Raw genomic sequence first — 24,422 nt, forward strand, 5'->3', positions numbered from 1 at the left:
CGCGGAGCGCAATTTCAGCCTCGCCGGCGTTTGAGGCGCGGGTCCGGGCAGCGCCCGGGAAGCGGAGAAAGGGCGGGGCGGGGAGAAGGCCCCGCGCAGCGGCTACTCGCGCAGCCCGTCCGGCTCGTGCTCCGGCGGCGGCGCGTCCAGCATCAGCCCGTCCGCCGCACCGCCCCGCGCATCGGCGACCTCGGCCGGAGCGGGAGCCGCGTCGAGCGCGTCCGGAGCCGGGGCTCCGTCGAGCGCGTCCGGACTCGAGGCTGTGTCGACCTCGGCCGGCCCGGGGCCTTCGGAAGCCGGGCCGGCCGGGGCCGGTTTCTCCCGCGCGGGAGCCGCCGCGGGCGGAGGGGCCGAGCGCTCAAGGAAGCGCAGCAGCTCCACCGGGAACGGCAGCACCAGCGTGGAGTTCTTCTCGGCGGCGACCGCCACGATCGTGTGGAGCAGACGCAACTGCAACGCCGCCGGTTGCTCCGACATGACCTCCGCCGCCTCGGCGAGCTTGTGCGAGGCCTGCAGCTCCGCGTCCGCGTTGATCACGCGCGCCCGGCGCTCCCGGTCCGCCTCCGCCTGCCGGGCCATCGACCGCTTCATCGTCTCCGGCAGCGAGACGTCCTTGATCTCGACCCGGTCGATCTGCACGCCCCAGCCCACCGCCGGGCTGTCGATCATCAGCTCCAGGCCCTGGTTGAGCATCTCCCGGTTCGACAGCAGATCGTCCAGGTCGGACTTTCCGATGATCGACCTGAGCGAGGTCTGCGCCATCTGCGAGACGGCGAATCGGTAGTCCTCCACCGCCACGATCGCGCTCGCCGGGTCGACGACCTTGAAGTACACGACCGCGTCCACCCGCACCGTGACGTTGTCGCGGGTGATGCCCTCCTGGGCGGGCACCGGCAGCGTCACGATCTGCATGTTCACCTTACGGAGCCGCTCCACGAAGGGAACGATCGTCGTGAAGCCGGGCCCGCGGACCTCCTCGCGCAGCCTGCCGAGGCGGAAGACCAGACCCCGCTCGTACTGCTTCACCACCCGGGCCGCGGCGCCCACGTAGACCGCGACGCCCACACCCGTGGCGATGGCCGCTGTCAGCAGTTCTTCGACCATGACGGCCCCCTGCCGGACATACCTTGATATCTACGGTATGCCCTACAGCCAGGCAGCGAACTCCAGCAGCAGTTCCGCGTCCCGGCGGCGCCCGGCGGCCAGTGCGCGGTTGCCCGACTCCACCGCCCGGAACAGCGTCCAGCCCCGCAGCCGCTCCCGGTCCACCTCCAGCGCGTCGGCCAGCTTGTTCACCCGGCGCCGGGCCCCCGCCGCCCCCGCCGAGGAGGCCACCTGGTCCTCCAGCCGGTCCCGGACCAGCCGCGCCAGGTCGTACGCCCGCTCGCCGACCAGCGGATCGGGGCCCACCGTCAGCCACGGAGCCCGTTCGCCCGCCAGCACCTTGCCCTGCCGGAAATTCCCGTGCAGCAGCAGTTCCTCCGGTGGGGCCGCCACCAGCTCCGCCCGCATGGCCAGCGCGGTGTCCGCTAGGGCCCGGGTCTCCGCCGGGGCCGCCCGCAGCGCCTCCGACTGCCACGCGGTGCGCTCCGCGACCGTCTCCCACCCGTGCCCGGCCGGCGGCGCCACCCACAGCCTGCGCAGCGTGCCGCTCGCCTCCAGCAGGGCCTTGGCCTCCGGCAGGGACCGCAGCGACACCTCCGGGTGCAGCCGCTCCAGCAGCAGCGCCCCGTCGTCGTCGTGATGCCGCGTGTCGAGGACCCGTACGGCCCCGAAACCGCCCCAGTGGGCCAGCGCGGCCAGCTCGCGGTCGGGCCGGGCGTGCGGGGGCGCCAGTTTCAGTGCGGCCGGGGTCCCGTCGGCGTACGTGACGAGGACCACCAGGCTGCTGCGGCCGCCCGGGGCCTGCACCCGCCGGGCCTCCACCCCGCGCCGGGACAGCGCGGCCTCGGTGAGTCGGGGCAACTGCCCCAGCCAGTCCGTGTCCTGCGCCGTCTCCGGCATCTCGCCGAGCGCCCGTACAAGCCGCTGCGGCGGTTCGAAAGCCATGCGTGCGTGGTCCCTTTCAGCTGTGCTGGGCCCGTTGCGCCTCGTCAGCGCGTTCCGTGAGCCCAGGGAAGGCTACGCCGACACCACGCCAGCGTGCCGCGCGCACTGCCGCCGCGCTCAGCGCGTCGGCCGCCTCACGGCGCAGCGGACCCTCCGCCGCGCGCACCAGATCGGAGTACGCGCCGGCCACCCGGTCCTCGATCTCGGCGGCCAGCCGCTCGGCGTCGGCCGGGGTGCGCACCTCGAACGGCAGGGCGTACGCGGCCTCCGCGGGCCGCGGCGCGCCGCCCAGCTCCCGTACGGTGCGGGCGAGCGCGTCGCGCCGCGCGAGGTGGCCGCCGTACGCCTCCCGGGCCTGCTTGGCGCGGTCGCCGGCGGACCGGGCGCCGATCACCCCGTAGCCGTACGCGGCCGCGTGTTCGGCCGCGAGCGCGGCCTGGGCGGCCTCCAGGGCCCGGCCGGCGGGCGAGGGTTCGGGCTTCACGAGGTGGCTCCGGGGTTCGAGGTCAGCAGGTACGCGTGTACGGCGCCGCAGGCGGCCACCGAGGCCAGCAGCCGGGCCAGCTCCCCGGGGGCCCCGGCCAGGTCGATGGTCCGGGATTCGGACAGGCTCCGCTCGGCGTCCGCGAGTGCGGTCAGGGCCTCGGCGGGTGCCGGCGGCACGGGCTCGCCGCTCGCCGCGGGCGCGGCGGCACCCGCACCGCCGGACCGGGACGGGGAGGGGGACGGCGGGGCCGAAGGGGTGGGGGACAGGGCCGCGGTGTGGGCGGCGACGGCGGCGCGCAGCGGAGCGAGCCGCGCGGACAGGGCCGGATGGGCGGCAGCCGTGGCGTCGTAACGTTCCAGCAGTCGCGTACTGTCACGGACGGCGCTCTCCCGCATCCGCCGTTCGAGTGGAATCGTGAGGGCGGCGTCGGTCGCGCGGCCGCCGGAGCACCCGGTCAGCAGTGCGGCGCCGGCGGCACCGGCCGTACCGGCGAGCAGGCTCCTGCGCGAGGGTCTCGAAGGCAGAGTCCAGGGCACGGCGACGTCCTCCGGGTGATGACGGGGCTGATGGCGGGGCAGGGTGTGATCACGGTACCCGGGGCCCTGTCCACAGGGCGGACGGCAACACCCTCCGACACCGGATACCCTTTGACCTGACACACGACGGAAATCACAACAGCACACGCGGCCGAGGAGTCACCCGGATGAGCACCACCCAGAGCGACAGGCTGCGCGGACTGCTGGAGCCGCTCGTCGCCGCCAAGGGCCTGGACCTCGAAGAGATCGAGATGTCGCGGGCGGGCAAGCGCCGGATGCTGCGGATCATCGTGGACTCCGACGAGGGCGTGGAGCTGGACGCGTGTGCCGAGCTGAGTCGCGAGGTCTCCGACAAGCTCGACGAAACCGATGTGATGGGTGAGGACGAGTACGTCCTCGAAGTCAGCTCGCCGGGCGCCGACCGCCCGCTGACCGAGCACCGTCACTACGTACGGGCCATCGGCCGCCTCGTGAAGTTCCAGCTGGCAGAGGGCGGGGAACTGATCGCCCGCATCCTCGAAGCCGACGACGAGGGCCTGGACCTCGAAGTACCGGGCGTGAAGGGCCGCAAGGCGACCGCCCGGCGCATTGCATTCACCGACATCGCCAAGGCGCGTGTCGAGATCGAGTTCAACCGCAAGGACAAGAAGGAAGAGGAGGCGTAGCCGTGGACATCGACATGAGTGCCCTGCGGGGTCTGGTCCGGGAGAAGGAGATCTCCTTCGACCTGCTCGTCGAAGCGATCGAGTCGGCCCTCCTCATCGCGTACCACCGGACCGAGGGGAGCTTCCGCCGCGCTCGCGTCGTGCTGGACCGCACCAACGGTCACGTGGTCGTGTGGGCGACGGAAGACCCGAGGGATCTCGAAGAGGGCCAGGAGCCCAAGGAGTTCGACGACACCCCGTCGGACTTCGGCCGGATCGCAGCGACGACCGCCAAGCAGGTGATCCTGCAGCGTCTGCGCGACGCCGAGGACGACCTGACCTTCGGCGAGTTCGCGGGCCGTGAGGGCGACGTCATCACCGGCGTCGTCCAGCAGGGCAAGGACCCCAAGAACGTCCTCGTCGACATCGGCAAGCTGGAGGCCATCCTGCCGGTGCAGGAGCAGGTACCCGGCGAGGAGTACACGCACGGTCTGCGCCTGAAGGCGTACGTCGTGCGGGTGGCGAAGGGTGTCCGCGGTCCGTCCGTGACCCTCTCTCGCACTCACCCCAACCTCGTGAAGAAGCTCTTCTCGCTGGAGGTCCCGGAGATCGCCGACGGCAGCGTCGAGATCTCGGCGATCGCCCGTGAGGCCGGTCACCGTACCAAGATCGCCGTCCGGTCCACCCGTTCGGGCCTCAACCCGAAGGGTGCCTGCATCGGCCCGATGGGCAGCCGCGTGCGCAACGTGATGGCCGAGCTGCACGGCGAGAAGATCGACATCGTCGACTGGTCGGACGACCCGGCGGAGATGGTCGCGAACGCGCTGTCACCCGCGCGGGTGAGCAAGGTCGACGTCGTCGACTGGGACTCCCGGTCCGCCCGGGTGACCGTGCCGGACTACCAGCTGTCGCTGGCCATCGGCAAGGAGGGCCAGAACGCCCGCCTCGCCGCGCGGCTCACCGGCTGGCGCATCGACATCCGTCCCGACACCGAGGCGTCCCCGGACGCCGACCGGGACCGGGACGGGGAATAAACCGGTACCGTCCGGGCTTCCCCGGACGGTAGACAGGGTGCACGGCCGCTGCTCCGGCAGCGGATACAAGACAACACGACAGCCGTTCGATCTTTCCCCCGCCACTTGTCGGGAGAGAGGTCGGTGCGGGGAGGTAGACTTAGGCGTGTCTGGCCGGACGCAAGCCCGCGCATGCCCCGAACGCACCTGTGTGGGGTGCCGGGAGCGAGCGGCCAAGAACGATCTGCTGCGCGTCGTGGCGGACGGGGACGCATGCGTTCCCGATCCACGCGGTACGCGGCCGGGACGGGGTGCTTATGTGCACCCCGCCGTGGTCTGCCTCGACCAGGCGATCCGCCGCCGTGCGTTCCCCCGGGCCCTTCGGTCCGCCGGAGCGCTCGACACGGAGAACCTGCGCAAAACCGTGGCCGGTGAGGCCGGGCACACCGTAAAGAAGTAGTACGGCACGGATACCCCGTGCGGTCAGGTACCTCGCGAGTTGGAAGTAGGTCGAGATTGCGATGAGCACTCGATGAGTACGCGATGAGTACGCCCATGAAGTAGCGACGGTCCGGCGTAACCCGGACCTAAAAGGAGCGAAGTGGCTAAGGTCCGGGTATACGAACTCGCCAAGGAGTTCGGAGTTGAGAGCAAGGTCGTCATGGCCAAGCTCCAGGAACTCGGTGAGTTCGTCCGTTCGGCGTCCTCGACGATCGAGGCGCCGGTTGTACGCAAGTTGACTGACGCACTGCAGGGGCCCGGCGGAAACGCCGGCAAGTCCGCTGCGAAGCCGGGTGCGCCCCGCAAGGCTGCCCCCGCCAAGCCCGGGGCCCCGACCCCGGGTGCCGTTGCACGTCCCGCTGCGCCGAAGCCCGGCGCGCCGGCCCCCAAGCCGGTCGTCGCGGAGGCTCCCGCCGCCGCTGCGCCCGCCCCGGTGACTCCGGCCGCCTCCGGCCCGCGTCCCGGCCCGAAGGCTCCGGCCGCCCCGAAGCCCGCTCCGGCGGCGCCCGTGGCGACCGAGTTCTCCGCGCCTCCGGCGGCCCCCGCCGCCCCGGCGCGCACCGAGCGTCCCGCCGCGGCTCCCGGCCCCCGTCCGGCGCAGCAGCGTCCGGCCCAGGGTCAGGGTGGCCAGGCCGGTGCCCGTCCCGGCGCCCCGCGCCCGGCCGGCGCCACTCCCGGTGCCCAGACGCAGCGTCCCGCCGGAGCCCCCGGCTCCCAGGCGCCGCGTCCGCAGGGTGCCCGTCCGGCGGGTCCCCGTCCGGGCAACAACCCCTTCACCTCCGGCGGCTCCACCGGCATGGCGCGCCCCCAGGCGCCCCGTCCGGCCGGCGCGCCCCGTCCCGGTGCCCCCGGCGCCGGTGGCGGCCAGGGTGCTCCGCGCCCGCAGGGTGGCCCCGGCGGCGCTCCGCGTCCGCAGGGTGCCGGTGCAGGTCGTCCGACCCCGGGCGGCATGCCGCGTCCGCAGGGCGGCGCCCCGCGTCCCGGTGGTGCTCCCGGTGGTAACCGTCCGAACCCGGGCATGATGCCGCAGCGTCCCGCTGCCGGTGGTCCCGGTCCCCGTCCCGGTGGCGGCCCCGGTGGCCGTGGTCCCGGTGCGGGCGGTGCTCGTCCCGGTGGCGGTGCCGGTCGTCCCGCGGGCGGCGGCTTCGCCGGTCGTCCGGCCGGTCCGGGCTCGCGTCCCGGCGGCGGTGGCGGCTTCGGCGGCCCGCGTCCCGGTGGCGGCGGCTTCGGCGGCGGTCCGGCCGGTGCCGGTGGCGGCGGTCGTCCCGGCTTCGGTGGTCGTCCCGGTGGTCCCGGTGCCCGTGGTGGCACGCAGGGTGCCTTCGGCCGTCCCGGTGGTCCGGCCCGTCGTGGCCGCAAGTCCAAGCGTCAGAGGCGCCAGGAGTACGAGGCCATGCAGGCCCCGTCCGTCGGCGGCGTGATGCTGCCGCGCGGTGGCGGCGAGACCGTGCGCCTGTCGCGCGGTGCCTCCCTCACCGACTTCGCGGAGAAGATCAACGCCAACCCGGCGTCGCTCGTCGCCGTGATGATGAACCTCGGCGAGATGGTCACTGCCACGCAGTCCGTCTCCGACGAGACGCTCGAAATGCTGGCCGGCGAGATGAACTACGTCGTCCAGATCGTCAGCCCGGAGGAAGAGGACCGCGAGCTCCTCGAGGGCTTCGACATCGAGTTCGGCGAGGACGAGGGCGGCGAGGAATACCTCATGCCGCGTCCGCCGGTCGTGACCGTCATGGGTCACGTCGACCACGGTAAGACCCGACTGCTCGACGCCATCCGCAAGACGAACGTCGTTGCGGGCGAGGCCGGTGGCATCACGCAGCACATCGGTGCGTACCAGGTCTCCACCGAGGTCAACGACGAAGAGCGTCGCATCACCTTCATCGACACCCCGGGTCACGAGGCGTTCACCGCCATGCGTGCCCGTGGTGCGAAGTCGACCGACATCGCGATCCTCGTGGTCGCGGCCAACGACGGCGTCATGCCGCAGACGATCGAGGCGCTCAACCACGCCAAGGCCGCCGGCGTCCCGATCGTCGTCGCGGTCAACAAGATCGACGTCGAGGGTGCCGACCCGGTCAAGGTGCGCGGTCAGCTCACCGAGTTCGGTCTGGTCGCCGAGGAGTACGGCGGCGACACGATGTTCGTCGACATCTCCGCCAAGCAGGGTCTGCACATCGACTCCCTGCTCGAGGCCGTCGTCCTCACCGCCGACGCCTCGCTCGACCTCCGCGCCAACCCGGAGCAGGACGCTCAGGGTATTGCGATCGAGTCCCACCTCGACCGCGGCCGCGGTGCCGTTGCCACCGTCCTCGTCCAGCGCGGTACCCTCCGCGTCGGCGACACGATGGTCGTGGGCGACGCCTACGGCCGCGTGCGCGCCATGCTCGACGACAAGGGCAACAACGTCGAGGAAGCGGGTCCGTCGACCCCCGTCCTGGTCCTGGGTCTCACCAACGTCCCCGGCGCCGGCGACAACTTCCTCGTCGTGGACGAGGACCGTACGGCCCGTCAGATCGCCGAGAAGCGTGCTGCGCGTGAGCGCAACGCCAACTTCGCCAAGCGCGTCCGTCGTGTGTCCCTCGAGGACCTCGACTCCGTGCTCAAGGCCGGTCTGGTCCAGGAACTCAACCTCATCATCAAGGGCGACGCGTCCGGTGCGGTCGAGGCTCTCGAGTCCTCGCTGCTCCAGCTCGACGTCGGTGAAGAGGTCGACATCCGGGTCCTGCACCGCGGTGTGGGTGCGGTCACCGAGTCCGACATCTCGCTGGCGATGGGCTCCGACGCCATCGTCATCGGTTACAACGTCCGTGCGGCCGGCCGTGCCGCGCAGATGGCGGACCGCGAGGGCGTCGACGTCCGCTACTACTCGGTGATCTACCAGGCCATCGAGGAGATCGAGGCGGCCCTGAAGGGTCTCCTCAAGCCGGAGTACGAAGAGGTCGAGCTCGGTACGGCGGAGGTCCGCGAGATCTTCCGCTCGTCCAAGCTGGGCAACATCGCCGGTGTCCTCATCCGGTCTGGCGAGGTCAAGCGCAACACCAAGGCGCGCCTGCTGCGCGATGGCAAGGTCATCGCGGAGAACCTCAACATCTCCGGTCTGCGCCGCTTCAAGGACGACGTCACCGAGATTCGCGAAGGCTTCGAGGGCGGTATCAACCTCGGCAGCTACAACGACATCAAGATCGACGACGTCATCGCGACGTACGAGATGCGCGAGAAGCCCCGCGCGTAAGCGCGAGGCACATCGCACCTGTCGTAACTCGTAACACCGGGGCCGGTCGGCGGAATATCCGTCGATCGGCCCCGGCCGTTGCGTGTACGGTTCTGGTGACCCTGCCGAGCGACGGCCGGCAGGCCACCGAACCCGCACCGGCGGGATATCCGGAACTGCATGTACGTGGGGACTCTGTCCTTCGATCTGCTCCTCGGCGACGTTCACTCGCTGAAGGAGAAACGCTCCGTGGTCCGGCCCATCGTGGCCGAGCTCCAACGCAAGTTCTCCGTGAGCGCGGCTGAAGTGGGCGACCAGGACCTGCACCGCAGGGCCCGTATAGGGGTCGCTCTGGTGAGTGGGGACGCGGGGTTCCTCTCGGACGTACTCGACCGCTGCGAGCGGCTGGTCGCGGCGCGTCCGGAAGTGGAGCTGCTGTCCGTACGACGGCGCCTCCACGGTGATGAAGACTGATAGCAAGACATAAGAAGGAGACGGACCAGTGGCCGACAATGCGCGGGCGAAGAAGCTGGCGGACCTCATCCGGGAGGTGGTGGCCGAGAAGCTGCAGCGCGGAGTCAAGGACCCCCGCCTCGGTACGCACGTGACCATCACGGACACCCGGGTCACCGGCGACCTGCGGGAGGCCACGGTCTTCTACACGGTCTACGGGGACGACGAGGACCGCGCCAGCGCGGCAGCGGGCCTGGAGAGCGCCAAGGGCGTCCTGCGCTCCGCGGTCGGCCGGGCGGCGGGCACCAAGTTCACGCCCACCCTGACCTTCGTCGCGGACGCCCTCCCCGAGAACGCCAAGACCATCGAGGACCTCCTCGAAAAGGCGCGGACCTCCGACGCCCAGGTGCGCGAGGTGTCCTCCGGCGCGCAGTACGCCGGCGACGCCGACCCGTACAAGAAGCCCGGTGAGGACGCCGACGACTCCGACGAGGACGCAGCCGCGGAATGAGCACCAACGCAGGGAAGACTCCGGACGGCCTTGTCATCGTCGACAAGCCGTCCGGCTTCACTTCGCACGACGTGGTCGCCAAGATGCGCGGGATCGCCAAGACCCGCCGCGTCGGCCACGCCGGCACGCTCGACCCGATGGCGACCGGCGTGCTGGTCCTGGGCGTGGAGAAGGCCACCAAGCTCCTCGGCCACCTCGCGCTCACGGAGAAGGAGTACCTCGGCACGATCCGTCTCGGCCAGAACACCCTGACGGACGACGCCGAAGGCGAGATCACCTCCTCCACGGACGCCACCGGGGTCACCCGGGACGCCGTGGACGCGGGTATCGCCAAGCTGTCCGGCGAGATCATGCAGGTCCCGTCCAAGGTCAGCGCCATCAAGATCAAGGGCGTGCGCTCCTACAAGCGCGCCCGCGACGGCGAGGACTTCGAGATCCCGGCCCGGCCGGTGACCATCTCGTCGTTCCAGGTGTACGACATGCGCGAGGCGGAGGCCGAGGACGGCACGAAGGTCGTCGACCTCGTCGTCTCCGTCGTCTGCTCCAGCGGTACGTACATCCGCGCGCTCGCCCGTGACCTGGGCGCCGACCTCGGCGTCGGCGGGCACCTGACCGCGCTGCGCCGCACGCGGGTGGGCCCGTACAAGCTCGACAAGGCACGGACCCTGGACCAGCTCCAGGAGGAACTGACCGTCATGCCCATCGGCGAGGCGGCCGCCGCGGCCTTCCCGCGCTGGGACCTGGACGCCCGGCGGGCCTCGCTGCTCGCCAACGGCGTGCGGATCGACATGCCGCAGGAGTACGAGGCCGGCCGCACGGTCGCGGTCTTCGGGCCGCAGGGGCAGCTGCTCGGGCTCGTCGAGAGCAAGAACGGAAAGGCGAAGTCCCTCGCGGTCTTCGTCTGACCATCGGGTGTCGACGTGGGGGGGGGGGGGGGGGGGGGGGGGGGGGGGGGGTGGCCCCCCCCCCCCCCCCCCCCCCCCCCCCCCCCCCCCCCCACGACCCCCCTCGGGTAGGTCTCTATCCACCCGGACCCCTGTATTCACCCGTCCGAGCAGGCGCTCGGAGTGAATGGAGGGAGCGTAAGGGGGCGCTTTCGCCTCGCGTGCTTTTCGTGCTGATCTTCACCTGCCTACCGTCGTGAGCACGGGGTGTTGCGGGGGAGCGGTGCGGGGAGTGGTGCGGCCATGGCGGAGCTCGTCAAGATCTGCGATCCCGCCGGGCGGACGCGCGGCAGCGGATTCGTCGCCGACGACCGAGGGACGGTGGTCACCAGTCACGAGGCCGTCGACGGGCTGACGCAGGTGGTGCTGCACGCGCCGGGACCCGCCGGGCGGACCTGGCTGGCCGGGGCGGCGGACGTGACCGCCCTGCCGGGGCTCGCGCTGGCGCTGGTGCGGACCGACGGACTCGGGATGCGGCCGCTTCCGGTGGCGCTGCGCGAGGTGATCGACCCCGGGACCTACGTACGGCTCCCCGCGCGGGGATGGCGGCAGGCGCGGGTGCTGGGGGGCGCGGAGGTCAGCTACCCGGCGGCGGACCGGTCCCACGCCGTGCCCGCGGGCGTGGCCGTGGAGCTGGCGATCGGCACCGACGGCCGGGACGCGCTGCTGCTGGGCGGGGAGGCCTGCGGGGGCCCGATCCTCGATGCCAGGACCGGAGCGGTGCTCGCGGTGGTGGGCACCGCCCTGCGGGCGGAGTACCGCTCCGGAGGCTTCGCGGTGGCCCTGCGGGCTGCGGCCGACGCCGACCCGGACGGCCCGCTGGCCGCACTGCTGGAGCGCAATGCCGCGACCGTGCCCGGCCACGGCGCCGACCTGAACCTCGCCGGGGCGCTGGAACTGACCGCGACCACGCTCGGAGCCGCCTTCTCCCCGGACGAACCGGAACCCGTGGATCGCCCGGGCATCGCCGCCGAACTGGCCGCCTTCACCACCGGGGACCGCCCGGTCCTCGGCCTCGTGGGAGACCCGGGCTCGGGCCGCACCACGGCCCTCGCCGCCCTGGCCGTACGCCGCGCGCGGGGCGTACGGCCGGCGCCGACCCTGTGGCTGCGCGGCGCGGACCTGCGTGCCACCGACACCTCCCTGGCCGACGCCGCGACCCGGGCCCTGACAGAGGCGGCCCGGATCGTCGATGCCGCCCGGCGCACGGCTTCCGCCGGGGCCTGCTCGCAGGGCGACGTCGGCCCGCGCCCTGGTTCCGCCGGGGCCGGGAGTGTGCCGGGGCGATCCCCGCAGGGCGCCGAACGCACTGCCGCCGCGCCTTCCGACCCCTCGCCACGTTCGGCGCCCGAGGAGACGCCCCGGCGCGCGCCCGGCTCCGGCGGAACCCCGCCCGACGCGCAGCGCAGCCACGCGCCGGGCCCGGGTGGAACCGGTCCGGTCGGAACGGGCCCCGGCGGAACGGGCCCCGGCGGAACGGGCCCGGGCGGAACGGGCCCGGGCGGAACCGGTCCGGTCGGAACGGGCCCGGTCGGAACGGGCCCGGTCGGAACGGGCCCGGTCGGAACGGGCCCGGTCGGAACCGGTCCGGGTGGAACCGGTCCGGGCGGAACGGGCCCCGGCGGAACCACTCCGGCCGAGCGGCGCAGCCAACCGGCCCCGGCGGGAGCCGCAGCGCACCTCGCCCACGTGGTCGCCCGCGCCGGCCGGCGCCTGCTCGTCGTGCTCGACGCCCCGGAGGAGATGCCGCCGGAGCTCGCCCACCGGCTCGGGCCCTGGACCGCCGCCACCGCCGAGTGGCTGCACACGACCGGGACCCGGCTGGTCGTCGCCGCCCGGCCCGAGTACTGGGAAGGGGCCGGCGCCCTCTACCCGCCCGAGGCGCTGCACACCCCGGCCCGCCCTGCCCGGCGGCTGCCGCCCGCCCTCCCGCTCGCGGACCTCGACACCGCCGAGGCCGAGACCGCCCGGGCCCGCCTCGGCATCCCCGCCGACGCCGTCCGGGAGGCCGACGCCCGCCATCCGCTCACCCTGCACCTGCTCGCCGGGATCCGCGCCGCCGAGGTCACCGCCGGCCGCCCAGGGCGCGACGAGGTCTTCGCCGCGCACCTGGACCTGCTCTGCCTGCGCGCCGCCGTCCGGATCGCCGCGGCCTGCGCCGACGCCGGGGGCGCCCGCGTGCACGGGCCCGGGGTCAGGCGGCTCGCGGCGCGCGTGGCCGGCCGGGTCCACGAGGCCGCGCGCCGCGTTCTGGGCCCCGGGCAGGGGCAGCTGGACCGGGCCTCCTTCGAGGAGCTGTTCCCCTGGCGCACCGGCTGGGCCTCCGCCGTGCTCACCGAGGGACTGCTGGTGCCCGCCGGGCCCGGCTACCGCTTCGCCCACGAGGAGCTGTCCGACTGGATCCAGGCCGGCCACCTGGACGTCCCGACGGCCCTCGGCCTGCTCGTCCACGGCCCCGCCGAGCCCGGGCTGCCCGTGCCCCGGCACCGGATCGGGCCCGTCCTGGAGGCCCTGCGCAGGCTGGCCCCCGACCGGCTGCGCGGCGAGCTCACCGGGCTGGTCCACCGGCTCAACCGCTTCACCGAGGAGCCGGAGCGGGCCACCCCGGACAGCGCCTGGTGGGCCGCCCGGCTGCTGCGCGAAACCCTGCTCCGGGCCCCCGACGCCCGGCCCCACCTCCCCGTCCTGCACGCCCTCGCCGAGCACGTGGCCCGCGCCGGCCCGGGGGAGTTCGGCGGCTGGTTCTGGAGCCGTCTCCGGCTGCCCGAGCCCGACCGCCTCGACCTGCTGCGCCGGCTGCTGCCCGCCGACCCCGCCGAGGCGGTCCCCGGCGACCGCTACCTCGACGCCGCGGCCCGCCGCCTCGCCCGTGACCCGCAGCGCGCGCAGCCGCTGCTCTGCGCCTGGTTCACCGACGGGCGCCGGCTGCGCGGCCGCCCCGGGGCCACCGTCGCCACCGCCGCGCAGGCCCTGCTGCACACCCACCGCAGCCTCGCCGTGGACGACCTTACCGAGGCACTTGTGACCGCCGCGCACCCGCGCGCCGACGAGCTGCTCGCCGTACTCGCCGAGGAGGAGCCCTCCGCCCTGTGCCGGGCCGTCGGCCGCTGGGCGCACGACGAACGGCCCGGGCGGCGGGTCGCGGCTGCCGCCTACGGGCTCGCCACCGCCCCGCACGTGCGCACCCCGGCCGACCGCGAGCTGCTTCGCCACGCCGCCCAGGCGCTGCTCGCCCGCCCCGCCGACGCCACCCTGCACGGCAGCGCCCTCGCGATCCTGCTCCGCGACCCGCAGGTGCGCGGCCGCTACCTGCCCGACGCCCTCGCCTGCTTCCGCGATCCCGGGTTCGGCTCCAGGCTGCCCGCGGCGGCGCTGGTCGCGGCCCTGCCCGTACTGCCCGACCCGGACGAGGTGTTCGCCGCCCTCCGCGCCCGGGCCGACGGGGAGGTGGTGCGGGCCCTGGCCGCGCTGACCACGCCGGGGCTGGCCCGGCGCGCGGCCGAGCTCGTACGGGAGCACCTCGCGCGCAGCCCCGGTGACGCGCCGCACGCCGCCTTCTTCGTGGACCGGCGGCTCGACCAGGGCCCGGCCGCCGCCTCGGTGGTACGGCCGCTGGTCCTGGGCCTGCTCCGCGGCGCCCCGGCCGTGGTGCGGGCGGAGCTGGCCGCCGTACTGGCCGCACCGGGTGGGGCGGCCTCGTACCCGCTGCGGGGGGAGCTGGCCGACACCCTGCTGCGCGAGGAGGCCGATCCGGGCGTGCTCGACGCGTTCCTCCGGGCCCTCGCGGCGAAGGCCGCCGGGCGCGCGGAGGACCGTACGCGGGAGCTGCTGCGGCGTACCGGGCGGCAGCTGCTGCGGGCCCCGGGCGGGGCGGCGGTCTTCGAACGGCGGACGGTGGAGCTGGCCCGGGCCGAACCGCTCTTCGGGGCGCTGGTGGCCCGCTGGCTGGCGACGGCGGAGGCGGAGGCGGCGGCCCTGCTCGGGCCGAGCGCACGGCGGACGGTGGAGACCCTGAGCAGGGCGGCCGCGGATGTGACGTGACGACAGACGCGGCGGCGTACCCAGTCAGATGCCGATGCGGGGCACCGGCCACCGGCATGGCAGTCTTAGACCTGCAATCGGCAATCACTTCAAGGACTAAACGGGTTCGGGCGAGGAGCGGTCACAGTGCAGCGCTGGCGTGGCTTGGAGGACATCCCCCAGGACTGGGGACGCAGCGTCGTCACCATCGGCTCCTACGACGGCGTGCACCGGGGACATCAGCTGATCATCGGGCGGGCCGTGGCCACGGCGCGTGAGCTCGGCGTCCCCTCCGTGGTGGTCACCTTCGACCCGCACCCGAGCGAGGTGGTCCGCCCCGGCAGCCACCCCCCGATTCTGGCCCCGTACGACCGGCGCGCCGAGCTGATGGCCGGGCTGGGCGTGGACGCGCTGCTGATCCTGCCGTTCACGGCGGAGTTCTCCCAACTGTCCCCGGCCGACTTCATCGTGAAGGTCCTCGTCGACAAGCTGCACGCGCGCGCCGTCATCGAGGGCCCGAACTTCCGCTTCGGCCACCGGGCCGCGGGGAACGTCGACTTCCTGCGCGAGCTGGGCTCCACGTACGACTACCAGGTGGACGTCGTGGACCTGGTCGAGCGGGGCGAGGCGGGCGGCGGGGTGCCGTTCTCCTCGACGCTGGCACGCAGGCTGGTCTCGGAGGGCGACATGGACGGCGCGGCCGAGATCCTGGGGCGTCCGCACCGCGTCGAGGGCGTGGTGGTGCGCGGTGCGCAGCGCGGGCGAGAGCTCGGCTACCCGACGGCGAACGTCGAGACGCAGCCGCACACCGCGATCCCGGCGGACGGGGTCTACGCCGGCTGGCTGACGGCGGACGGCGAGCGGATGCCCGCAGCGATCTCGGTGGGGACGAACGTGCAGTTCGACGCGACCGAGCGGACCGTGGAGGCGTACGCGATCGACCGCGTGGGGCTGGACCTGTACGGGATGCACGTCGCCGTCGACTTCCTCGCGTACGTGCGGGGGATGGCGAAGTTCGAGTCGCTGGACGGGCTGCTGGAAGCGATCGCGGACGACGTGAAGCGGGCGCGGGTGCTGACGGACACGTACGACATGAAGCGCTGACGAACGAAGCGGAAGGGCCCGTACCACCCCCGGGGTGGTACGGGCCCTTCGCTGTGCGGCCGGTCAGCCGAGGCGCGGGTCGCGCGGAGGCTGCTGGGGCTGGGGCGGCTGCTGCTGCGGGGCCTGGGGCTGCTGCCAGGGCTGGCCGGGCTGCGGGTACGGCTGGCCGTAGGGCTGCGGCTGCTGGGGCTGCGGCGGCTGCTGGTACGGGGGCTGGCCCTGGGGCTGACCGTACGGCTGCGGCTGCTGAGGGGGCTGCTGCCCGTAGGGCTGCTGAGGAGCCTGGTGCTGCTGCGGCGCACCCCAGTGTCCCTGCGGGGCCTGCTGCTGGGCCCGCAGGAAGTCCTCGGCCACGAGCGCGGAGAGGTTGAAGTACGCCTCGCGCGTCTTGGGCCGCATCATGTCGAGATCGACCTCGGCGCCGGCCGCGAGGTGTTCGTCGAACGGCACCACGACGACACCGCGGCAGCGGGTCTCGAAGTGCTGCACGATGTCCTCGATCTTGATCATCTTGCTGGTCTCGCGGACCCCCGAGATGACGGTGAGGGAGCGCGAGACGAGGTCGGCGTACCCGTGCGCGGAGAGCCAGTCGAGGGTGGTGCTGGCGCTGCTGGCCCCGTCCACGGACGGGGTCGAGATGATGATCAGCTGATCGGCCAGGTCCAGGACGCCGCGCATGGCGGAGTAGAGGAGGCCGGTGCCCGAGTCGGTGAGGATGATCGGGTACTGGCGGCCCAGCGTCTCGATGACGCGGCGGTAGTCCTCGTCGTTGAAGGTCGTGGAGACGGCCGGGTCCACGTCGTTGGCGATGATCTCCAGACCCGAGGGCGCCTGCGAGGTGAACCGGCGGATGTCCATGTACGAGTGCAGGTACGGGATCGCCTGGACCAGGTCCCGGATGGTGGCACCGGTCTCGCGGCGGACCCGGCGGCCGAGGGTACCGGCGTCGGGGTTCGCGTCGATGGCCAGGATCTTGTCCTGGCGTTCGGTGGCGAGAGTGGCGCCGAGGGCGGTGGTGGTCGTGGTCTTGCCGACGCCGCCCTTGAGGCTGATGACGGCGATGCGGTAGCAGGACATGACCGGGGTGCGGATCAGCTCCAGCTTGCGCTGGCGCTCCACCTCGGCCGCCTTGCCGCCGAAGCGGAACCGGCCGCCGACGCCGTTGTTGTTGTTCTTGGGCTTCTGCTTGTTGCGCAGCAGGCGGTCGGACGACAGCTCGACGGCGGCGGTGTAGCCGAGGGGCGCCCCGCCGCCGGTCTGGCCGGCCGAGTAACGCGGATCGTGCGGCTGCGGCTGGTGCTGGTGCTGCGGGGGTTGCTGCTGCCCGGGCCCGGCCGACCACTGCCCGGCGGTGCGCGGGTCGTAGTGCTGGGGCTGCTGGGACTGCTGGGGCTGCGGCGGCGCGGGAGCCGGCGGCGGAAACGGGTAGGCGTCCGGGGTGCCGAACGCGGGCGGCGGAGACGGCAGTTCGTCGACGGGGCCCCCGAACGGGGTCTCCACGACGGCCGGCGGCGCGTCCGCGGGGCCGACCGGCGCAGGCGCCGGTGCCGCCGCGGGCTGCTCGGCGGACGGCAGTACGGGCGTCCCCTCGGCGGGAGTGTCCTGCGGCCCGGCCCAGGGCGCGGGCGGAACCTCCGCCACCGGGTCGGCGGCCGGCTCCGCGACGGGGGCCGACGGCAGGGCCGGGTACGGCGTGACCACGTCGACGGGCGGCAGGGCCGGGAAAGGCGTCACGACGGGCGGGGTGTCGACGGGAGCCGGCTCCGGAGCGACCTCCTCGGCCACGGACGCGGGCGCGGGCACGTCGGCGACCGGGGCCGGTGCCGCTGCAGGGAACGGCGTGACCGGGGCCGGGGCTTCGAGCGCCGGCGGGGCCTCCTCGACGGGAACCGGAACCGGAGCCGGAGCCTCGACCGGAGCTGGAGCCGGAGCAGGGGCCGGAAGCTCGACCGGGGCAGGAACCGGAGCCGGGGTCGCGAACGGCAGGACCGCCTCGACGGGAGCCGGAGCCGCAGGCTCGACCGGTGCCGGGGCGGGAATCGGGGCCGGTGCCGGGGCGGGGGCCGGGGCGGGAATCGGGGCCGGGGTCGAGTACGGCAGTGCCGGAGCCTGGTACGCCGGGGCCGGGTCGGCCGGTGCCGAGGGAGCGGGCGGGAACGGAACCGGCCGACCCGCGCCGTCGGACGGCGTCCGCGGAGCCGGCGGAGCGATCCGCATCGTCGAGGGTGATTCCACCTCCGGCGGGCGGTGGGGCTCGAAGCCGCTGCCCTCGGGAAGTCCCGGTACCTGCGCGGCCGGGGCCCCGCCCTGCATGTACCAGGCAGGCGGGGTGTAGTCGATGGTGAACTCGCCCGTCACCTCGGGCTCCGCGTCGGACTGATCGTCCGTCGGGACGTCCCACGTCCCGCCGCGCCTCTCGTTCCGATCGCCGCTCACTGGTCCTCCTGGTCTGTCGAACACCGGTCCGGCGCCCACCTCGCCGCGCCCGGACCCACCCTAATCGCGCCCCGACACCACTGTCCGCCCCCCTCGGGGAGCCGGGTCAGTCGATGCGCCGGGCCCCGCCCAGCAGGCCCGTCTCCGCGTCCGTCCCCTGGGTCATCACGAACTGCCGGTCCCGCGGCGTGCACCACAGGGTCACCCCGTCGCCCAGCGTCGGCAGGGAGTCCACCGCCTGCCTCGGGAGCCGCATCAGGCGGCCGATCTGCTCCGCCTCGTCCGGGGACACCCGCTGCACCCCCACCAGGGACGACTGCTGGAGCAGGCGCGGCGCCGTCGGGCTCAGGTACGGCAGCAGGGTCAGCACCGACTGCCACGGCCCGGCCACCACGCGCCCGCGCGGCGGCCGCATCCCGCAGTCGCGGATCACCAGCACCGGGCTGCCCGCCGAGGCGCCCTGCGGCGGTATCCGGCCCACCTCGTGCAGGGTCACGCACTGCTGCCCGCCGCCCGCGGCCTGGGCCAGCCCGGACCACACCTGCCCGCGCCCCGTCTCCACGGCCACGCGCGCACCCGTGGCCGCCGCGCGCAGCGCCAGCACCTGCGCTGTCCACAGGCCGCCGATCAGCGTCACCTCGTACGGCGTCGGCCGGTTGATGCCGAGCACCGCCGACCGGCCCTCGGCGTCCACGCCGATGACGACCCCGTCGTCCCCGACGGGCAGCGCCAGCAGGTCCAGGTCCGCCGCGGGCACCACGTGCCGCTCCCGACGCGGGCCGACCAGCCCGAATCCGCCCCTCATCGCGCCCCTCCCAGCGGCAGCGAAGCCAGCAGCCCCGGCACCTGTTCACGGTCGAGCCGCACCAGCCCGGTCTTCACGCCCCGCGCCGTCCTCTCCAACTCCCGCCGTGCCGCGACCAGTTCCTCGTCACTGCGCCCCGTCACCCGTACGTGTCCGCTCAAGGTGACGCCCTGTCGCTCCGCCGGGGCCATCGTCAGGCTGAAGTTCGTCGCGAGCGCGGGCAGCGAGGTGAGGAGCGCCACGAACTGCGGCAGCGCCGCCGCACCGGACCCGCCCAACTGCGGCCAGCGGCCTATCCAGTACGTCGTGTGCCGCCGGTCGTCGCAGCGCCAGGTGCGCGAGGTCTCCTCGGTCCGCCGCCCGGTGCTGTTCGACCGCCCGGCCTGGGTGATCGCCATCGGGTTCGCGCACGAGGAGGTGGCCAGCGCCGCCGTCAGCTCCTGCTCGGTCAGCACGGTGGCCGCGAACCCGGCCCCGGCCAGCCGGCTCGCCAGCTGGTCGGCCGCACGCACCAGGCAGCGCTGCGCACCGGCCAGCCCGCCGCCGCGCGCGGTGACGGCCTCCGGGCACAGCTCCGGGTCGAGCTTGAGGGCGATCCACGTCAGCCGGACCGCCGGGGTGCCCGTCCGGGCCTGCAGCGGCGCGTAGTTGCGGGTCGCCATCGACTGTGCGGGCAGGTGCGGGGCCGGCGCCGGCTGGGTGTGCTGCACGAGCTGCGCGGACTCCAGCCGGATGCCGTCCACTTCGAGGATGTCCCGTACGACGGCCAGCGGCAGCGGCCGCGTCGCCCGGTCGGGCCGCAGCGCGGTGGCGTCCGTGTCCACCTGGACGACCGCGGTCAGGAAGGTCCCGTCGCCGATCATCCCGACCGGACGCCGGTCACGGTCGCTGAAGGTGAGGGTGCGCAGCGCCGGATCGGCCTCGACGAGCGGGGCGAGCCCCGGCTCCGTGCCCGCGGGCACGGTGAAGGAGGCGGCCCGGCGCCGGCGTGAACGCAGCGCGAGCGCGCCGCCGATCCACTCCGGCAGGGAGCGCTGGTGGCGGCGTACGACCGCGAGCACCACCAGGACGAGCGCCAGGACGCCGGTGGGAACCAGCAGCAGCGGTTCGACCACCCAGGCCACCAGCAGGGCGGCTGCCGCGACTTGGAAGAGCACGAGCTGTTGCAGTCGGAACGGACCGAAGCGGCCGGGGCTCGACTTCGGATGCGGCGTCACCCCGACACGTGCCGGTGCGGGCGCGCCGGTCTGCTGCTCCGTCGCGGTGGCCATCACTCGCGCACTTCCCCTCTCCGGGGTCAGACCCCGTGAGTCCCGGCGCTGCGCGACACCTGTCGCACGACTCCGGAATCTCCCCAATCCACCCCAACAAGCCCTGATCGACCCGGTGCGGAAGGGGCTGGGCGGCAGCCTCACCCTACCCGGCCCCTTCATACCGTCCGTCAAGAGGCATAGTAGGTGCCCGGTCCGACAATCGAGGCCCGGGGACCGTACTCACCGGCCGGGCCGTGCGGGGAGAAACAGGCGGTCATGGCATCACGACGTGATGAGCTCAACGCGTACACCTTTGCGAAGCGGCGGACGGTGGCCGCGTTCCTCCAGCCATCCGCCACGGGTACCGAGGAAGGCGCGCCGCGTCCGCTGCGCGCGATCCTTCCCGGGCTGATCGTCGGCGCGCTCGTGCTCGCCGGATTCGGCGCCTGGGGCATGTTCAAGCCGACGGCCCCCAAGGGCTGGGCGGAGCCGGGGACCAGTGTCATCGTCGGCAAGGACTCGACGACGCGGTACGTGGTCCTGACGACGAAGGTGGGCGGCAAGGACCAGACCCGGCTGCACCCGGTGCTGAACCTCGCCTCCGCCCGACTCCTCCTGGATCCGTCGAAGTTCAAGGTGATCCAGATCCCGGACAAGGTCCTGGACGCGGGCAATCCGCCGCGCGGCCCCATCATCGGCATCCCGTACGCCCCCGACCGGCTCCCCTCGAAGGAGGACGCGGGCAAGGCCAAGCGCTGGGCCGTCTGCCAGCAGCCGGGCGGCAACGGCCGGGGCGTGCAGACCGCCACCTTCGTGCTCGCCGACCGCGAGGCGGTCAAGACGGACGACGCCCGCAGGCTCGCCGACACCCAGTCGCTGTACGTGCAGAGCACGGCCGCGGGCCAGGAGCGCTACCTGGTCGACGCCGCCGGGACGAAGTACAAGTTCCCGGAGGGCACCCCGGCGGCCGGGACGATGACCAACGCGCTCGTCGGCACCGGCGCCACCCCGCAGCAGGTCAGCCCGGAATGGCTGGGGACCCTCAACTCCGGCGACGACCTGTCCTTCCCGCCGTTGCCCGGCAAGGCCGGCACCGACGCCGGGGTGAAGGGTCTGGGCACCGCCGACAACAAGGTCGGGATGGTGCTCAAGGCGCAGACCGGCTCCGGCGCACAGCACTACGTGGTGCTGCCCGGGAAGGTCGCACCGGTCTCCGACTTCGTCGCCTGGCTGCTGATCTCGGCTCCCGCGACCGACGGCCTCAACATGCACGGCAAGCCCCGCGAGATCGACCTCCAGTCGATCAACCCGGACGCCGCCCCGTTCGCCGCCGACGTCAAGTGGCCCCAGAAGAAGACCGAACGGATCAACCAGACGACGCCGCCCGCCGGCACCCAGTCCGGCGGGGACAACAACCGCGACACGGTCTGCAGCGTCCTGCGCTCGGTCGACGCCCAGGGCAACCAGACCCTGAGCACATGGGCCGGCACAGGCTTCCCGATCGACATCACCGCCAGCGGCACCAGCGCGTACGTCACCCCCGGCTCTGGTCTGCTGTACACCCAGGTCCAGGGCAAGCAGACCACGGCCAGCGGCTCCCTCTTCCTGGTCACCGACACCGGTCTGCGGTACGCCGTCCAGGCCAACGGCGACAGCGACGCCGAGGAGTCGAAGATCGGCGCCCCCGACCAGTCGAAGGCCGGTACGGACGGCCGCCCCGAGGCCAGCCAGGCGCAGGTCAGGCTCGGCTACGGCAGTGTCAACCCGGCCATGGTGCCCATCGCCTGGTCGGAGTTCCTCTCCAAGGGGCCGCGTCTGAACACCAACTCCGCCCGCCAGCCCCAGGGTTCGTGAGGAAGCCGCCGATGAACCAGACCCACGGGTCCCGGCGGACCCTTCTGGCCGCCGCCTTCGCCCTCACCCTGGCCTCGGGCGGCACGGGCACGGCCGCCGCCGCGGCCACGGCCGCCGCGCCCCAGCCCCCGTACGCGCTGCGCCTCGACGGCGCGGGGGAGTGCACCTTCCCGATGAAGAAGCAGATCGAGGACCGGCCCTGGGCCCTCCAGCGGCTGCTGCTCGACGAGCTCTGGGCGCAGACCAAGGGCAAGGACAAGAACAACAACAGCGTCCGCGTCGCGGTCATCGACACCGGCGTGGACCGGGCGAACCCGCAGCTCAGCGCGGCCATCGACACCGGAGCCGGCAAGGACTTCGTCGACCCCAAGGGCGGCGACGGCACGATCGACACCATCGGCCACGGCACCAAGGTCGCCGGGCTGATCGCGGCCCGCCCCCAGCAGGGCACCGGCTTCGTCGGCCTGGCCCCCGAATCCACGATCATCCCGATCCGGCAGAACGACGGGCAGGGCAAGGGCAACGCCTCGAACCTGAGCCAGGCCATCGACCACGCGGTGGCCAAGGGCGCCCAAGTGATCAACATCTCCCAGGACACCGACGCGCAGCTGTCCGCCGACTCCGATCTCGGCAAGTCGGTCCAGAAGGCCATAGCCGCCAACGTCGTGGTGGTGGCCTCGGCGGGCAACGACGGCATGAGCGGCCAGAAGCGCAAGACCTACCCGGCGGCCTTCCCCGGCGTGCTCGCCGTGGGAGCCTCGGACCGCAACAACGAGCGGGCCGGGTTCTCCCAGCCCGGCGACTTCATCGGGGTGGCGGCGCCCGGCGTCGACATGGTCTCCACCGTCCCCGGCTTCGGCCAGTGCATCGACAACGGCACCAGTTTTTCCGCTCCGTACGTCGCCGGCGTCGCCGCCCTGCTGCGCGCCAAGCATGCGGACTGGTCCGCGCAGCAGATCGTCTGGCAGATCCAGAACACCGCCGAACGCGCGGTCAACGGCCGTGACGACTACGTGGGTTGGGGCGTCATCGACCCGGTGCGCGCGCTCTCCCACGACCAGCAGGCCCCCAAGGCCCCGGTCCCCGACCCCGGCCCGCCCCCGGCGACCGCCCCGGAAGCCGCGCCGCTGCGACTCACCGAGACGGCCCAGGAGCGCGAGGAGCGGTTCGGCACGTACGCTCTCGGCATCGGTGCGGTCCTGATCGCCATCATCGCCGGTACCGCGACGGTCGTCCGGGACGCCCGCCGCCGAAAGCGCCGTTTGCAGTGAACGGTCACAGTTCATCTACGGAAGCGCCCTACTGGTGTTGGGGCTGTCAGATGAACTGGCTAGAGTGACACCAGGCTTCACGAGTGTGATCGGGGGATCGCGTGAAGCGGAGGGGGACCGCCCGGGGCGCGTGGCTCAAATTCCGCGCCAGGCACGTCCACTCCGCTGCGCAATCCGCCGGTTCTGCCGGCGAATTGAGAAGTGAGGAGCTTCGATGAGCACGAACACCTTCGGACTTGCAGACGATCCGGTCGTCCAGGCGAAGAACAAGATCGAGGAGACGGGCAACGCCGTCACCAGGCAGGCCCGCGAGCTGGCCGACATCCTCGCGACGGCGAGCGCCGGCTGGACCGGTGTGGGCGCCGGGGGCTTCACCGCCGCCCAGGGCACCCTCAACGAGAGCCACGACGAGATCCGCAGGCTGCTCGGCGTCCTGCACAACGCGGTGGCTCAGACCAAGAACCTCAGCAACGCCCAGGACGAAGAGGTCCGCGCGGCGTTCAAGAACGCCGTCCAGGACTCGCCCTCCGGCGCCGCTTCCGGCCCGCGCTCGGGCCTCGAGTCCGTCTGACAACGCGTCGCTTTCCAGCAGGCCGCAGCGAGAAGGAGAAGAACATGTCGGCTAACGACGGGACCCGGGTCCGGTATGAGACCGTCCAGCAGATGGCGGACCGCATCCGCATCGTCTCTGGGAACATCCTCAAGGACCTGGACGCGATGGGCGCGGCCCTGAAGGTCGTCACGGACACCTGGGACGGTGAGGCGCACCGCGAGTACGTCAACCTCCAGACCAAGTACAAGGGCAAGGCCGACCAGATGCACACGGATCTGGAGAAGATCGCCAAGCTCATCGAGCAGGGCAAGGGCGACTACCGGGCCACCGACGTGAAGGCCTCGCGCCTGTTCACCGAGGCCTACTGAGCCCGGCACCCACGTCGGTCCGTACGTGCCGAAGGGGCGCGCCCGCACCGGGCGCGCCCCTTCGGCGTATCCTGCCGGCCCCTCAGGCCTCGTGGCGGTCCAGGTCGAACTCGCCGTCCCTGGCCCCGAGTACGAAGGCCTCCCACTCGGCGGCCGTGTAGCGCAGCACCGTGTCCCGGTCCAGCGACGAACGCATCGCCACCGCCCCCTCGGGCAGCCGCGCGATCTCTACCCGCTCCTCCTCCGGGCTGGTCCCGGGCGGCCCTTCCCACTCCACACCGCTGATGTCGAGCGCGTACAGCTCGTCCTTCTCCTGCTGGGTGCCCATGGGTGGCCCTTCCTTCGGTGGCGCGGTCTTCACCGCCGATTATCCGGGCTGCGCCGCCGACCGGGACGGGTTTCCACC

The 24,422-nt window shown here is 73.3% G+C and carries 21 protein-coding genes; 13 read left to right on the forward strand and 8 right to left on the reverse strand.

The genetic code is table 11. The features are described from left to right. Nucleotides 1-102 precede the first annotated feature (102 nt). From ACZ4YL_RS08660 to ACZ4YL_RS08675, 4 genes are read right to left on the reverse strand one after another with little or no spacing between them, the layout of a single operon-like run. A complete protein-coding gene (locus ACZ4YL_RS08660; RefSeq protein WP_468114781.1) occupies nucleotides 103-1,104 on the reverse strand; it encodes a slipin family protein in 1,002 nt (333 codons plus the stop codon). 42 nt (nucleotides 1,105-1,146) lie between these two features. After that, nucleotides 1,147-2,049 (reverse strand): aminoglycoside phosphotransferase family protein, encoded by a 903-nt coding sequence (locus ACZ4YL_RS08665; protein WP_468114782.1) that lies wholly within the window; start codon nucleotides 2,047-2,049, stop codon nucleotides 1,147-1,149. A gap of 16 nt (nucleotides 2,050-2,065) precedes the next feature. Then, nucleotides 2,066-2,533 (reverse strand): ferritin-like domain-containing protein, encoded by a 468-nt coding sequence (locus ACZ4YL_RS08670; RefSeq protein ID WP_468114783.1) that lies wholly within the window; start codon nucleotides 2,531-2,533, stop codon nucleotides 2,066-2,068. Further along, complete coding sequence (locus ACZ4YL_RS08675; protein WP_468114784.1) at nucleotides 2,530-3,072, reverse strand: hypothetical protein; 543 nt, start codon at nucleotides 3,070-3,072, stop codon at nucleotides 2,530-2,532. Before ACZ4YL_RS08675 ends, ACZ4YL_RS08670 begins: the two co-directional genes overlap by 4 nt. A 167-nt stretch (nucleotides 3,073-3,239) precedes the next feature. Between ACZ4YL_RS08675 and rimP the strand changes: the two genes are divergently transcribed. From rimP to ACZ4YL_RS08720, 9 genes are all read left to right on the forward strand, one after another. Further along, a complete protein-coding gene (gene rimP, locus ACZ4YL_RS08680) occupies nucleotides 3,240-3,737 on the forward strand; it encodes a ribosome maturation factor RimP (protein WP_030718678.1) in 498 nt (165 codons plus the stop codon). A 2-nt stretch (nucleotides 3,738-3,739) separates the two neighbouring features. After that, the gene (gene nusA / locus ACZ4YL_RS08685; RefSeq protein WP_468114785.1) at nucleotides 3,740-4,750 is read left to right on the forward strand and encodes a transcription termination factor NusA; all 1,011 of its coding nucleotides are present in this window, start codon (nucleotides 3,740-3,742) and stop codon (nucleotides 4,748-4,750) included. Nucleotides 4,751-4,895: 145 nt separating this feature from the next. Then, nucleotides 4,896-5,189, forward strand: a complete 294-nt coding sequence (locus ACZ4YL_RS08690; protein WP_468114786.1) for a YlxR family protein — start codon at nucleotides 4,896-4,898, stop codon at nucleotides 5,187-5,189. A 141-nt stretch (nucleotides 5,190-5,330) separates the two neighbouring features. Beyond that, entirely contained in the window at nucleotides 5,331-8,465 is a 3,135-nt protein-coding gene (gene infB / locus ACZ4YL_RS08695; protein ID WP_468114787.1) for a translation initiation factor IF-2, read from the forward strand. A gap of 159 nt (nucleotides 8,466-8,624) precedes the next feature. After that, on the forward strand, nucleotides 8,625-8,918 hold the full coding sequence (locus ACZ4YL_RS08700) for a DUF503 domain-containing protein (RefSeq protein ID WP_030651158.1): 294 nt from the start codon (nucleotides 8,625-8,627) through the stop codon (nucleotides 8,916-8,918). Between the two features lie 28 nt (nucleotides 8,919-8,946). Further along, nucleotides 8,947-9,408, forward strand: coding sequence for a 30S ribosome-binding factor RbfA (rbfA, locus tag ACZ4YL_RS08705; RefSeq protein ID WP_030708679.1), 462 nt, complete (start codon nucleotides 8,947-8,949; stop codon nucleotides 9,406-9,408). Continuing rightward, on the forward strand, nucleotides 9,405-10,313 hold the full coding sequence (gene truB, locus ACZ4YL_RS08710) for a tRNA pseudouridine(55) synthase TruB (RefSeq protein WP_382546615.1): 909 nt from the start codon (nucleotides 9,405-9,407) through the stop codon (nucleotides 10,311-10,313). Before rbfA ends, truB begins: the two co-directional genes overlap by 4 nt. A 282-nt stretch (nucleotides 10,314-10,595) precedes the next feature. Beyond that, nucleotides 10,596-14,393 (forward strand): serine protease, encoded by a 3,798-nt coding sequence (locus ACZ4YL_RS08715; protein WP_468114788.1) that lies wholly within the window; start codon nucleotides 10,596-10,598, stop codon nucleotides 14,391-14,393. A gap of 126 nt (nucleotides 14,394-14,519) precedes the next feature. Further along, complete coding sequence (locus ACZ4YL_RS08720) at nucleotides 14,520-15,476, forward strand: bifunctional riboflavin kinase/FAD synthetase (protein WP_468114790.1); 957 nt, start codon at nucleotides 14,520-14,522, stop codon at nucleotides 15,474-15,476. A gap of 63 nt (nucleotides 15,477-15,539) precedes the next feature. On the opposite strand, the gene ACZ4YL_RS08725 is transcribed toward ACZ4YL_RS08720, so the two are convergent. From ACZ4YL_RS08725 to eccE, 3 genes are all read right to left on the reverse strand, one after another. Next, on the reverse strand, nucleotides 15,540-17,912 hold the full coding sequence (locus ACZ4YL_RS08725; RefSeq protein WP_468114791.1) for an SCO5717 family growth-regulating ATPase: 2,373 nt from the start codon (nucleotides 17,910-17,912) through the stop codon (nucleotides 15,540-15,542). 106 nt (nucleotides 17,913-18,018) lie between these two features. Continuing rightward, nucleotides 18,019-18,717: a hypothetical protein gene (locus tag ACZ4YL_RS08730; RefSeq protein ID WP_382546625.1), complete on the reverse strand. Its 699-nt coding sequence runs from the start codon at nucleotides 18,715-18,717 to the stop codon at nucleotides 18,019-18,021. Further along, nucleotides 18,714-19,988 carry a type VII secretion protein EccE gene (gene eccE, locus ACZ4YL_RS08735; RefSeq protein WP_468114793.1) on the reverse strand — a complete coding sequence of 425 codons (1,275 nt, stop codon included), beginning with the start codon at nucleotides 19,986-19,988 and terminating at the stop codon, nucleotides 18,714-18,716. Before eccE ends, ACZ4YL_RS08730 begins: the two co-directional genes overlap by 4 nt. A gap of 258 nt (nucleotides 19,989-20,246) precedes the next feature. On the opposite strand from eccE, the gene eccB reads away from it, so the two are divergent. From eccB to ACZ4YL_RS08755, 4 genes are all read left to right on the forward strand, one after another. Beyond that, nucleotides 20,247-21,824 carry a type VII secretion protein EccB gene (eccB, locus tag ACZ4YL_RS08740; RefSeq protein ID WP_468114794.1) on the forward strand — a complete coding sequence of 526 codons (1,578 nt, stop codon included), beginning with the start codon at nucleotides 20,247-20,249 and terminating at the stop codon, nucleotides 21,822-21,824. Between the two features lie 11 nt (nucleotides 21,825-21,835). Continuing rightward, nucleotides 21,836-23,095: a type VII secretion-associated serine protease mycosin gene (mycP, locus tag ACZ4YL_RS08745; RefSeq protein ID WP_468114796.1), complete on the forward strand. Its 1,260-nt coding sequence runs from the start codon at nucleotides 21,836-21,838 to the stop codon at nucleotides 23,093-23,095. A 214-nt stretch (nucleotides 23,096-23,309) separates the two neighbouring features. Next, nucleotides 23,310-23,666, forward strand: a complete 357-nt coding sequence (locus ACZ4YL_RS08750) for a hypothetical protein (RefSeq protein WP_468114798.1) — start codon at nucleotides 23,310-23,312, stop codon at nucleotides 23,664-23,666. Between the two features lie 44 nt (nucleotides 23,667-23,710). Next, nucleotides 23,711-24,016 (forward strand): WXG100 family type VII secretion target, encoded by a 306-nt coding sequence (locus ACZ4YL_RS08755; protein WP_468114800.1) that lies wholly within the window; start codon nucleotides 23,711-23,713, stop codon nucleotides 24,014-24,016. A gap of 82 nt (nucleotides 24,017-24,098) precedes the next feature. On the opposite strand, the gene ACZ4YL_RS08760 is transcribed toward ACZ4YL_RS08755, so the two are convergent. Next, nucleotides 24,099-24,344 (reverse strand): DUF397 domain-containing protein, encoded by a 246-nt coding sequence (locus ACZ4YL_RS08760; RefSeq protein WP_030386321.1) that lies wholly within the window; start codon nucleotides 24,342-24,344, stop codon nucleotides 24,099-24,101. Between the last annotated feature and the right edge of the window lie 78 nt (nucleotides 24,345-24,422).

This window comes from Streptomyces sp. NPDC030021 (assembly GCF_055574035.1).

What these genes read in the sequence shown, in the direction of transcription:
- ACZ4YL_RS08730 (WP_382546625.1), bottom strand. Translation starts at nt 18,717, where the DNA reads ATGAGGGGCGGATTCGGGCTGGTCGGCCCGCGTCGGGAGCGGCACGTG.
- mycP (WP_468114796.1), top strand. Translation starts at nt 21,836, where the DNA reads ATGAACCAGACCCACGGGTCCCGGCGGACCCTTCTGGCCGCCGCCTTC.
- ACZ4YL_RS08660 (WP_468114781.1), bottom strand. Translation starts at nt 1,104, where the DNA reads ATGGTCGAAGAACTGCTGACAGCGGCCATCGCCACGGGTGTGGGCGTC.
- ACZ4YL_RS08665 (WP_468114782.1), bottom strand. Translation starts at nt 2,049, where the DNA reads ATGGCTTTCGAACCGCCGCAGCGGCTTGTACGGGCGCTCGGCGAGATG.
- truB (WP_382546615.1), top strand. Translation starts at nt 9,405, where the DNA reads ATGAGCACCAACGCAGGGAAGACTCCGGACGGCCTTGTCATCGTCGAC.
- ACZ4YL_RS08755 (WP_468114800.1), top strand. Translation starts at nt 23,711, where the DNA reads ATGTCGGCTAACGACGGGACCCGGGTCCGGTATGAGACCGTCCAGCAG.
- ACZ4YL_RS08760 (WP_030386321.1), bottom strand. Translation starts at nt 24,344, where the DNA reads ATGGGCACCCAGCAGGAGAAGGACGAGCTGTACGCGCTCGACATCAGC.
- ACZ4YL_RS08715 (WP_468114788.1), top strand. Translation starts at nt 10,596, where the DNA reads ATGGCGGAGCTCGTCAAGATCTGCGATCCCGCCGGGCGGACGCGCGGC.
- eccE (WP_468114793.1), bottom strand. Translation starts at nt 19,988, where the DNA reads ATGGCCACCGCGACGGAGCAGCAGACCGGCGCGCCCGCACCGGCACGT.
- rimP (WP_030718678.1), top strand. Translation starts at nt 3,240, where the DNA reads ATGAGCACCACCCAGAGCGACAGGCTGCGCGGACTGCTGGAGCCGCTC.
- ACZ4YL_RS08700 (WP_030651158.1), top strand. Translation starts at nt 8,625, where the DNA reads ATGTACGTGGGGACTCTGTCCTTCGATCTGCTCCTCGGCGACGTTCAC.
- eccB (WP_468114794.1), top strand. Translation starts at nt 20,247, where the DNA reads ATGGCATCACGACGTGATGAGCTCAACGCGTACACCTTTGCGAAGCGG.
- ACZ4YL_RS08750 (WP_468114798.1), top strand. Translation starts at nt 23,310, where the DNA reads ATGAGCACGAACACCTTCGGACTTGCAGACGATCCGGTCGTCCAGGCG.